Here is an 11,007-nt window from a genome sequence, read left to right on the forward strand (position 1 = left end):
TGTTAGTTTTGTAATGTAATATGAAAAAAACGCTGAAGAGCTTGCAGCCATTCTTTGTCATTGTGTGTAGTATAAATTGTTAAGGATGAACCTTCATAGATTCTAAATTCGTTGTTCATCATGGTATGACGTCCACGAGTAGTGCGAATCATAGCAATTTTATTTTTTTGCTGCGAGAGTCGAGGTGCAAATTTTGCCTCATTTGCATCATCATGAAAACTATAAAGCAAACGCCAATTTTGTTTTGTTTGTTCAAACAGCATCCAACCATTTGCTTCATCTCGTTCTATTTTATATAACTCTTGGCCTTCACGATGTTGATGTCCTGCAATCAATGGTACTGGCTTACAGGGTGCTAAAGCACCTACTCCTACATCTGAGATATAGGTCTGTCCACCCTCATTTATTAATAAAAGCTGGTGCATAGGAATCTCCTCTGTAGGTGTATCTTCTGCCACGTTACGCCAAAACTGCGCATATCGATTCGTAACAGAGAATCCAAGTTCCCGCAAGAGCCAGCTAAATAAGATATTGAGTTCAAAGCAATTGCCACCACGTCGTTCAACCATTATTTTTTGATATAAATCAGGGATAGCGAAGGAGATACCACGGTTCAAGGCAACATCTAAATTTTCATAGGGAATGGTCAATAGATGTTTCGTTTGTAGTTGTCCAAGTAGTTGTATAGTTGGCTCTAAAGATCCTTGAAATTGAATATGCTGTAAATAGTGATGAATCTGAGAATTCATAAAATCGCCTCACTTCCTTATTAATAACATAACCGAAATAGTCTAAGATTACACGCATAAACTGAAGGAGGAAATGATAGAAAAATAGCTAAATAACTAGTAAGATTAATATATTAGCTACTATAAAGTGAAATATTTTACATATTAGTTAATAATATTGAGGGTAAGGTAGGTATCGTAATTACTATGAAGTGGATAGAGGTAAATACATATGAGGAAATGAGCGAAGTTGCAGCTCATATTTTCTCCAAGCAAATACAAGAGAAACCTAATAGTATTTTAGGGTTAGCAACGGGTGGATCACCTGTTGGTATGTATAAGAAATTAGTGGCGAGACATCAGGCAGGTCATCTATCTTTTAAGGATGTTCAAACTTTTAACTTGGATGAGTATGTAGGTCTTGAGCAAACAAGCCCAGCAAGCTATTGGACTTTCATGCATAAGAATTTATTTAATTTTGTAGATATACAAGAAGAAAATATACATTTGCCAAATGGCAAGGCAACTGACTTAGCTACCGAATGTCTTGCATATGATAGACGTATTGAGGAAGCAGGAGGCATTGATTTACAGCTGCTTGGAATCGGTGTGAATGGTCACATAGGCTTTAACGAACCCGGCACTTCGTTTGATTCTATGACTAATATAGTTGAGTTAACAGAGTCCACAAGAACAGAAAACGCTATTTACTTTGATGACCCTTCTGAAGTGCCCACACATGCGATTACGATGGGCATTCAATCCATTATGAAGGCAAAGGAAATCGTCCTTATTGCCTTTGGAGAGAAGAAGTTGGATGCAATGGAAAAATTGAAGAGTGGTTATGTGACGGAAGATTTCCCAGCAAGTCAATTATTAAACCATCCTAATGTTACGATTATTTATGGTGGAACAAACTAACAAGAATAAGCAAGGACTTCTTATAGTGGAAGTCTTTGCTTATTTGTTTTTCCGGTAGGATAATTTTCATCGAAAAAAAATAAATATTCACCTTGTTCGCACCAAACAGTATGACACTGTTATTCCAGCAAAAAAGCAACGATAGAAGCAAAAATACCAGCAATCGTTGCTGCCTATTTCCAATGAATAAAGTTTGTGCTAGATAGTGTGTCTGGAAGGTAACTCTATGGCGAAATTATCATGAAGCGATAACTTCTAATATTATGGTTTATTTTAGGCATGAAGCATCCAATAATCAATGCTCCCATAGTATGGCTATGCTAAAATAAGGAAAAGAGGAGTGATTGCGTTGAAAAGTACAGTACCATATCTACAAAAAGGTGATTTAGTTGGTGTTATTGCCCTTTCAAGTCTTGTAGAGCCTGAAAAGCTAGGAGATGCATTAGCCTTTTTGGACGAATTAGGGCTTCGCTATATTGTAGGTGATACGATTCATGCTAAACATGATTATTTAGCTGGAGATGACGAGACCAGGTTAGGTGATCTGCATGAAATGGTGAAAAACCCTGAAGTGAAAGCGATCTTTTGTGCCAAGGGAGGCTATGGCTCTGCACGAATTGCTGAAAAAGTTGATTATACTTTATTAGAGGAAAACCCTAAAATTTTTTGGGGCTTTTCAGATCTGACATATTTACATTGTGCCATCAATGAATATGCCAACCTAGTGACATTTCATGGCCCTCTGCTTATGGCAGCTAGTAAGATGGATGACTTATCAAAGAAAATGTTTTTACAATTATTTTCCCCGATGGAAATTCAGTATACAGAGGCGATTTCTCCTTTAACAACAATTGCTGGGGGTGTTGCAAGAGGTGAAATTATCGGAGGCAATCTCTATCGTCTTGTCAGCACATTAGGAACCAAATTTGAAGTGCGTACTGAAGGTCGAATTTTATTGATAGAAGAACTAGGTGAAACGATTCCAGGAATTGATTCGATGCTTCAGCAATTAAAACAGGCTAGGAAGTTAGAACAGTTAGCAGGTGTAATCATTGGCTCATTTACACAGACAGGAGCTGATGAAGCGGCATTGCATCTGTTGATGAAGGAGTATTTTGCTGAATTGGGCATTCCGGTTGTGGCTGGCTTTAAAATTGGGCATGAAACGACGAATATTGCCATTCCACTAGGAGTGGATGCTATTTTAGACGCCGAGGAAAAGGTATTGAAAATATTACCTGGCGTGCATAAATGATGTAGGATGGATATTGAAAAAACACTATATGAATCGGCAGTAGCATTAGCAGAAAAAAGATATCCCTCTGGCTGGGGAAGAACTGCAACTTTGTATACTGAAGATGGGCGGATTTTAACAAGTATCGCACCAGAGGTCATGAATGCCAGCTACTGAATTATGTATGGGAACGGGAGCCATTCTAGAGGCCCATCAATTCAATACAAAGGTTACACATTCAATTTGTGTTGCTCGAGAAAGTGAAAAATCAGAACTTACACCATGCGGGGTCTGTCAGGAAAGACTTTTCTATTGAGGAGAGAATGTGAAAGCTGCGATTACGAATGCAAATGGTGAATTAGTATTTAAGTTATTAAAAGAAATTCAACCCTATCATTGGTATAAGGCTTATGAGCAATAATGCAAAAAGAGGCTTATACATAATTAATTTAGCTATTATGAAAGCCAGATAATTTTAAGACAAAAAGCAAACCCGAGCTACTACAAAACACTAAAGGAGTGTTTCGTAAAATAGATCGGGTTTTTCATTGGTTTGTCCCAGCCTATTTTTAACTTAGTTAATATGGCTCGGCATCATGACCTTTATTGATAGCATCTTGAGGTGCTTGATCGCCATCGATATTGCCAAGTGGTTTAGAAGCGGAGGCGTTTTTTCGTGCCTTATGCAAACCTTCTTTGAGTAAACGACCATATTCTTCATCCGCTTCCTCTGCTAGCGCAATCATTGCATTTTGAATATCCTCGTGACAGACTGATAAATCGCGTATTAAGTTTTCAAGAAGTTCATTTCGCTCCCACTGCTCAAAGCTACGGTAAGTTTCGCCAGCTTGCTTAGTATTGCTTTGACGATCGATTGATTCACGAACAAGATTTCCCTCTACATAGGGTGTATGTTCTTTCCCAGCTTGTGTCGCTTCCTTTAAACCATTGAGCATAGATGGCTCATAATTTATATGTGGATTTTGACCGGGTGCTAAATCACGTTTATACATCATTTGCCCACCATGTTGATTGGTAGCAACACGCTTTTTAGGCGCATTAATCGGTAGCTGTAGATAGTTAGCTCCTACACGATGACGCTGTGTATCAGAGTAAGAGAAAGTACGACCTTGCAGCATTTTATCATCAGAAAAGTCTAAGCCATCAACCAGTACCCCTGTGCCGAATGCGGCCTGTTCCACCTCAGCAAAATAATCCTCAGGATTTTTGTTTAAGACCATTTTGCCAACTGCATACCATGGGAATTGATCGTTTGGCCAAAGCTTTGTATCATCCAATGGATCAAAATCAAGCTCAGGATGTGGACCATCCTCCATTATTTGAACATGTAGCTCCCATTCAGGATATTCACCACGATCGATGGCATCATATAAATCTTGAGTGGCATGATTGAAATTTTTCTGTTGGATTTCTTCTGCTTCTTTTTGTGTTAAATTTTTAATGCCTTGTAGTGGTTCCCAGTGATATTTGACAAGAACCGCATTCCCTTCATCATTAACCCATTTATACGTATTGACCCCAGAGCCTTGCATCATACGATAATTAGCTGGAATCCCCCAAGGTGAGTAGACAAAAGTGACCATATGGAAGGTTTCTGGAGAGCTAGCACAAAAGTCAAAGAAACGTTCGACGCTCTGAATATTAGTAATAGGATCTGGCTTAAAAGCATGGATCATGTCTGGGAATTTCATGGCATCACGAATAAAGAAGATTTTTAAATTATTGCCCACTAAATCCCAGTTGCCATCCTCTGTATAAAATTTGACTGCAAAGCCTCGTGGATCACGTAAAGTTTCAGGGGAGTGACCGCCGTGTATCACAGTTGAAAAACGCACCAAGACAGGCGTTTTCTTCCCTTTATCCTGAAAGACTTTTGCACGTGTATACTTTGAAATTGGATCATTACCCACAACACCATAAGTTTCAAAATAACCATGTGCACCAGCACCACGAGCATGGACCACTCGTTCAGGAACTCTCTCTCGGTCAAAGTGACTCATCTTTTCTAGAAAATCATAATTTTCAAGTGTTGCAGGACCACGCTTACTGATTGTTCGTAAATTTTGATTGTTGGTAATCGGATGGCCCTGTCGATTTGTTAAGGTTGTATCTTGCTCATGTGTTGAATCATTTTGCTGTGTCATAGTATGACCCCTTTCCTATAGATACTTCCATTTTGTCCTTGAATGGGGCAAACTAGACATTCGAATTCATCGACATTTAAACTTGGTATCAATATGCCATGATTTACCGTTTATGTCCTTAAAAAAATGCTGAATCTACATAAAAAGGCTCTCCATACATAAATGTAGGAGAGCCATGGATGGCGTTTTCAAACGGAATCAAGTTGGTTGAGTATGGCTTTTGCCTATAGTTGGTCATTAGTCATCGGTCATACAGTAACAGGTAACTTGTTATTGGTTTGAGGCAAGTTAGCTCAAAAGCTGAATTTGAAAACAGCACATCCAACTCGGTTTGGAGTCTCACCGCCCCGAGATTAGAAATAACGAGAATCGTCAAAGTTAATTTGTATACTATAATTTTTTGAATTAATAAGATTGGATAGTTTATGCGCATCTTTTTCGAGTTGAATTGCTCGTTCTCGATATGCATCAGGCTCATACAAAGTGATTTCGTATAACATTGCATTTTCACCATAGCCGAATCGGACACTTTCTTTTTCACGCATACTAAATTCTTTACACAATTCAGCCTCGGCACGGAGCTGTGTCGCCAATTCGATGGCTTCTACTAGTGCTAACTTTTCACCTTTAAAATCGACTGTGTTTTGAATGTTCGCTTCATATACTAAACGGTCTAGCGTACGTGCATCGAGACGAATTTGTGCTAGGTCAGCCTCAATAAGGGGGAGAGCGCGATTACTTGTTTTAGGAGCTTGTCCTTTTTCTACTGTCACAACAGCACTACGATGTAGTTCACTAACAAGCTCTTGAGTTTTCTTCCCTAAAATACTTTTTAGTTTAACTGCTTCTGCAAGATTAATCATGAAAACACGTCCTTTTTATAGTGTAGTAGATGGCGCATTATTTGACAAAAGTGCGGTTTGATAATGACCGCCATGGATTTGATTAAACATTTTTCCTGCTGACGCAAGAAGTTCGTTTGCTGCTTCAGTTGTTAACGATGGTCGGAGATAAAATATATGTAATGCCTCAGTCGTTTCCTCTGTAACAGCTGTGCGTTTAGAATCGACAAAAGGTGAGCCAAATGCTCCTACTTCATCACGACTATATAGAATATTTGTTAATGTATTCAATCGCCCATTTAAACCTTCGTAACTAATTTCATCATGACCAAGAGCAATTTCCACAGACCCTTTGATTGGAGCGACATCATACAGCCCAATTGGCATTTCGTATTGGAGAGAAAAGAAATTATTTAAATCAACACCTGAATGAAGTGGTGTTAAATAGTTTTGCTTACTAATTCGACGCATTAGGCTTTCTGCTGAATGACGGTAACGGTTTGGATCAGCACCAAGCTTTTTCCATAGCTGTCTCCATTCTGCGATACCCTCACGCTGTGTCACGGGTTGTTCTTGCATTTCTAGAAAGAGATTTTCCTGATACAATTGCATACGTCCTTTAATCATTTGAGGGGATTCTGCTACGACAATTTTGGTATAATGAATAATGCCGATTTTTAGCTCGGGATGTCGTGCTAATAGAGATTGGTTAATGGAAATTTCCAATGAACATCACCTACTTTATCTATTTCTATTATTGTACCATGTAAGGAGTTGGAAATAAAATGAACATACATGACCTACAACGTGACTTTGTGGCATATGCGATGTCCATTGGCGTTGATAAAATAGGTTTTACAACAGCAGCTCCCTTTACAGAACTAAAGAACAGATTGCGTCGCCAGCAGGAGCTAGGCTACCAGTCTGGTTTTGAAGAAAGTAATATTGAAAAACGTACCGAACCCCTTCAATTATTAAATGAAGCAGAGAGCATTGTAGCGATAGCTGTTGCCTATCCTTCGCGTATGCAAAATGCACCAGTTGGTAAAAAAGGTGCAAGGCGTGGAATTTTTTGTCGAGCTTCATGGGGTGTCGATTATCATACAGCAATACGTGAACGTTTGAAGTTATTATCTGCTTGGCTTGAGGAACACGTCGAGGGTGTGCGAATTGAATCGATGGTAGATACGGGAGCACTTGTAGATCGAGCCGTAGCAGAACGTGCAGGCATTGGCTGGAGTGGGAAAAATTGTTCCATTATAACGCCTGAATTTGGCTCTTATGTGTATTTGGGAGAGCTCATCACAAATATCCCTTTTGCGCCAGATAAGCCAATGGAGGATGAATGTGGAGATTGTCGATTGTGCTTGGATGTTTGTCCGACTGGCGCCTTAATCCAAGGGGGACAACTGAATGCACAGCGCTGTATTGCCTTTCTGACCCAAACAAAGGGATTACTGCCTGATGAGTTCCGAAATCATATCGGCAATCGTCTTTATGGCTGTGATACATGCCAGACAGTATGTCCTAAAAATAAAGGGAAAATTAATTGGATGCATGAAGAATTTATGCCAGATCCAGAGCTTGCCAAGCCATTATTGACTCCTCTTTTAACGATTTCTAATCGAGAATTTAAGGCCAAGTTTGGTCATGTCTCAGGCTCTTGGCGTGGGAAAAAGCCTATCCAGCGTAATGCCATTTTAGCACTCGCTCATTTTAAAGAAGAAGCCGCCATACCAGATTTAATTGATGTTCTTCAAAAAGATGAACGTCCTGTCATTCGTGGCACAGCTGCATGGGCTTTAGGCAAGATAGGTGGAGAAATAGCCCAATCTGCTTTACATGAAGCGGAAGTTACAGAACAGGATGAAGAAGTACTCAGTGAAATTCATAAAGGGTTGCAGTTTTTCCAATAAGTTGAGTCAGGGCAATTGGTTTACTTGCTTTCTATTAGAGGGTGAAATCAGTCACTGGAATTGTCGGAGAAGCGGCTCTAGTTTGAGCGGAGGGTGCTCCAAAAGGTTGGGGTTTCGTTCATAAAGGAAGTCGGTTCGCTCTAAAAGAGCCGTGCCTGCTCATAATATGTGGAAAAGTCGCTCCCAAAGAACTATGGCCCGCTTACCGAGAGGGAAAACCGACTCAAAAGAACTGAGTCTCATTTTATCCGAGGGGCTACTCATTCTAAAAAAATCTGGCTCTGTTCAAGAGCCTGCTGAAAGAAATTTTGAATAAGGAAGTGTGTCGTTATGCCATTGCATATCGTTTTATATCAACCAGAAATTCCAGCTAATACAGGGAATATTGCTCGTACTTGTGCTGGTACGAATACATCGTTACATTTAATTCGTCCACTAGGTTTTTCGACGGACGATAAAATGTTGAAACGAGCAGGCTTAGATTATTGGCATAGTGTGAATATTGTCTATCATGATTCACTGGATGATTTTATAGAGCATTCTAAAAATGGAGATGTTTATTTAATCGAAACGTATAGTGATGAGCCGTTTACGACGCATGATTTTAGTGATCAAGATCGAGATATTTATTTTATGTTTGGAAAAGAAACGACAGGGTTGCCAAAGGACTTTGCATATGATCGACGAGATATGTGCTTGCGTATTCCGCAAAGTGATCATATACGTTCACTCAATTTGTCTAATACGGCTGCCATTGTCATTTATGAGGCATTACGACAACAAGGCTATCCAGGTTTACATTAAAAAGGCAGTTCTCCGCATGTGAGAACTGCCTTTTTAATACTAAAACTTCAATAACACAACATTACCAGCAGGGTCTTCTGTTTGGAATCCACCAGCAATTTCTATGACTGGTGCACCCATTACACGAAGGTTTCCTTTCATAGTGGCTGCTTGTTCTTCGTTATCTAGTCGCAAGGAGAATGTTTTCAAACCCACTTGATTTTGGCCAAGCTTTGGAGCATTTTCTGAGTGCCACGTGTTTAAACCGATATGATGATGATAACGACCTGTTGAAATGAATAGTGCTTGGGAACCATAGCGTGTGACAATCTCAAAACCTAAGCCTTTAGTATAAAAATGCTCAGCTTCTGCTAAGTTGGAGACAGATAAATGAATATGACCCATCACTGTACCAGCAGGAAGTCCATTCCAGTTTCCATCTCCTTCTTCTAAAATAGAACGGATATTGAGTGGTTCTGTCACCATATGCACGTAATCATTATGCCATGTCCATTCGCTTTCATCACGATCCACATACACCTCAATACCGTTATGGTCAGGATCATTTAAATAGAGTGCTTCACTGACAGCGTGATCAGAAGCCCCAAGGTGTACACCTTTGTCGTGAAAATGAGTAATGACATTGGCTAGGTCACGGCGAGTTGGCAATAATAAGGCGAAGTGATAAAGCCCTGTCGTCATGCTTCGCTTTTCTTCCACTGCTTCAGGCTGAACAATGGTTAAAAGAGCAGTTTCTCCATCGGTAGTCAACGTAGCTTTATGTGATTCTTGCTGTAAAATTTTAAAGCCTATTATTTCTTGATAAAAGGTTAAAGAGCGTTGGAGATCGCTTACTTTTATTTCAACATTCGTTACATAGGTGTTAGGTTTTTCATGGAAATGCATATAGGATACCTCCAAATAGTTATCTTTTTTTATTAAGTTACTTTATGTAAGTTAGTTTATTTTAAAAACAAAGGAAAGTCAAGTATTTCTGTTGTTCTACAAAAAAAAGAAAATCACTAAGCCTTGCAAAATGCTTAGTGATTTTCTTGAGCTATTATTTGTCTGCTTTGTAGTCGCCTTCGTATCCAGCGGTAAAAATAGCTGTTAAGAAAGCAACTGTTACACCAATGATTAATAATAATTTCATGGAAGTACCCTCCTCATGTTCTAAAGACATCTCTTTTTAGTATAGCCTATCTATTATAAAAATGAAACGACATAGCGGAATAAAATATGTCAGAAATGGTTCAAACATCTCGATATCGGGAAAACTATAAATGAGGTGATCATTATGGAAAAAAAAGTGCCAAACATTGAAAATGGTTCAATGGCTAGAGATATGAAAGAATTAAAAGATTTGGGGAAACAGATGGAGCATTTACGAGATGGTCTTGAACTGGCAGAGGATGAACGTATTGCTGACCCCATACAATTGGAGGAGGATACGGAAATCGAGAAAAAGTAAGGTTTAAAACAGCTGCTTTATTTTTCTTAAATCCAATTTTTTGTATAATGGTACTAGGAAAAGAAAGGAGTTGTGCTTCTTGCATTTACAATCAACGAAAACATTATCAAATGGTGTAGAAATGCCTTGCTTTGGTTTAGGTGTTTATAAAATGACCGAACGTGAAGAAACATTACAGGCTATTGATAAAGCACTTAAATTTGGTTATCGAGCTATTGATACAGCATCGTTATATGGCAATGAGGTAGAGGTAGGAGAAGCGATTCGTCATTCAGGCATTCAACGTGAAGATATATTTGTTACGACAAAAGTGTGGAATAATGACCAAGGATATGATGCCACATTACGCGCTTTTGAGGTTTCATTAAAGAAATTAAATATAGATTACCTAGATTTATATTTAACCCATTGGGCTGTCCCAGAAACTTTTGAAGAAACCTATCGAGCAATTGAACGTCTATACGATGAAAAATTAATTCGTGCGACAGGTGTATCGAATCACCATGAGCATCATTTAGAAAAAATACTGGCAAAGGCAAATACGGCTCCGATGGTCAATCAAGTGGAGTTACATCCTTATTTACAGCAGCTCCCATTACGCGCATTTTGCAGTGAACACCAAATTGCTGTTACTGCATGGTCACCGCTAGGGCGCGGAGGCGTACTTACTGACCCTACAATAGTGGAAATAGGGCAAGAAATCGGAAAGACGGCTGCTCAAGTAGTGTTACGTTGGCATTTACAAAACAATACATTGGTTATTCCTAAATCAGTGACACCAAGTCGAATCGAGGAAAACGCACAGATTTTTGACTTTGAATTAACACAAGCCCAGATGGAGAAAATGGCTACATTAAATCGAAATCAACGATTTGGGCAAGATCCTGATCATTTCAAATTTGATTTTTAGGAAATAAGTAAATCCCGCTCTCAAATAGAGGGCGGGA

General features: G+C 39.1%; 11 protein-coding genes and 1 pseudogene. 7 read left to right on the forward strand and 5 right to left on the reverse strand.

Features of this window, described 5'->3' with window-relative positions; translation table 11 throughout:
* Positions 1-2: 2 nt before the first annotated feature.
* On the reverse strand, positions 3-749 hold the full coding sequence (locus CRI88_RS18920) for an arylamine N-acetyltransferase family protein (RefSeq protein ID WP_089934979.1): 747 nt from the start codon (positions 747-749) through the stop codon (positions 3-5).
* 186 nt (positions 750-935) lie between these two features.
* On the opposite strand from CRI88_RS18920, the gene nagB reads away from it, so the two are divergent.
* The 3 genes and pseudogenes from nagB (at position 936) to CRI88_RS18935 (ending at position 3,304) form a co-directional block, all read left to right on the forward strand.
* Positions 936-1,649: a glucosamine-6-phosphate deaminase gene (gene nagB, locus CRI88_RS18925; protein ID WP_089934981.1), complete on the forward strand. Its 714-nt coding sequence runs from the start codon at positions 936-938 to the stop codon at positions 1,647-1,649.
* Positions 1,650-1,998: 349 nt separating this feature from the next.
* Positions 1,999-2,904, forward strand: a complete 906-nt coding sequence (locus CRI88_RS18930; protein WP_036119268.1) for a S66 peptidase family protein — start codon at positions 1,999-2,001, stop codon at positions 2,902-2,904.
* Positions 2,905-2,910: 6 nt separating this feature from the next.
* Positions 2,911-3,304 (forward strand): annotated as a pseudogene (locus tag CRI88_RS18935) (cytidine deaminase).
* 157 nt (positions 3,305-3,461) lie between these two features.
* Here the strand turns inward: CRI88_RS18935 and CRI88_RS18940 are convergent.
* From CRI88_RS18940 to CRI88_RS18950, 3 genes are all read right to left on the reverse strand, one after another.
* Positions 3,462-5,048 carry a catalase gene (locus tag CRI88_RS18940; RefSeq protein WP_089934983.1) on the reverse strand — a complete coding sequence of 529 codons (1,587 nt, stop codon included), beginning with the start codon at positions 5,046-5,048 and terminating at the stop codon, positions 3,462-3,464.
* 353 nt (positions 5,049-5,401) lie between these two features.
* On the reverse strand, positions 5,402-5,911 hold the full coding sequence (locus tag CRI88_RS18945; RefSeq protein WP_036119262.1) for a hypothetical protein: 510 nt from the start codon (positions 5,909-5,911) through the stop codon (positions 5,402-5,404).
* Positions 5,912-5,926: 15 nt separating this feature from the next.
* Positions 5,927-6,616, reverse strand: coding sequence for a B3/B4 domain-containing protein (locus tag CRI88_RS18950; protein WP_101966939.1), 690 nt, complete (start codon positions 6,614-6,616; stop codon positions 5,927-5,929).
* Between the two features lie 59 nt (positions 6,617-6,675).
* Here CRI88_RS18950 and queG point away from each other — a divergent pair, with 59 nt between their 5' ends.
* Together queG and trmL are read left to right on the forward strand one after the other, a co-directional pair.
* On the forward strand, positions 6,676-7,806 hold the full coding sequence (queG, locus tag CRI88_RS18955; RefSeq protein ID WP_058844477.1) for a tRNA epoxyqueuosine(34) reductase QueG: 1,131 nt from the start codon (positions 6,676-6,678) through the stop codon (positions 7,804-7,806).
* A 330-nt stretch (positions 7,807-8,136) separates the two neighbouring features.
* A complete protein-coding gene (trmL, locus tag CRI88_RS18960) occupies positions 8,137-8,610 on the forward strand; it encodes a tRNA (uridine(34)/cytosine(34)/5-carboxymethylaminomethyluridine(34)-2'-O)-methyltransferase TrmL (RefSeq protein ID WP_058844476.1) in 474 nt (157 codons plus the stop codon).
* Positions 8,611-8,649: 39 nt separating this feature from the next.
* On the opposite strand, the gene CRI88_RS18965 is transcribed toward trmL, so the two are convergent.
* Positions 8,650-9,495 (reverse strand): VOC family protein, encoded by an 846-nt coding sequence (locus CRI88_RS18965; RefSeq protein WP_089934987.1) that lies wholly within the window; start codon positions 9,493-9,495, stop codon positions 8,650-8,652.
* Positions 9,496-9,886: 391 nt separating this feature from the next.
* Here CRI88_RS18965 and CRI88_RS22575 point away from each other — a divergent pair, with 391 nt between their 5' ends.
* Together CRI88_RS22575 and CRI88_RS18970 are read left to right on the forward strand one after the other, a co-directional pair.
* Positions 9,887-10,060 (forward strand): hypothetical protein, encoded by a 174-nt coding sequence (locus CRI88_RS22575; protein ID WP_170829926.1) that lies wholly within the window; start codon positions 9,887-9,889, stop codon positions 10,058-10,060.
* Between the two features lie 79 nt (positions 10,061-10,139).
* Positions 10,140-10,970, forward strand: coding sequence for an aldo/keto reductase (locus CRI88_RS18970; protein WP_036119032.1), 831 nt, complete (start codon positions 10,140-10,142; stop codon positions 10,968-10,970).
* Positions 10,971-11,007: the final 37 nt, after the last annotated feature.

Source organism: Lysinibacillus fusiformis, assembly GCF_002845985.1.
Classification (GTDB): Bacteria; Bacillota; Bacilli; order Bacillales_A; family Planococcaceae; genus Lysinibacillus; species Lysinibacillus fusiformis_D.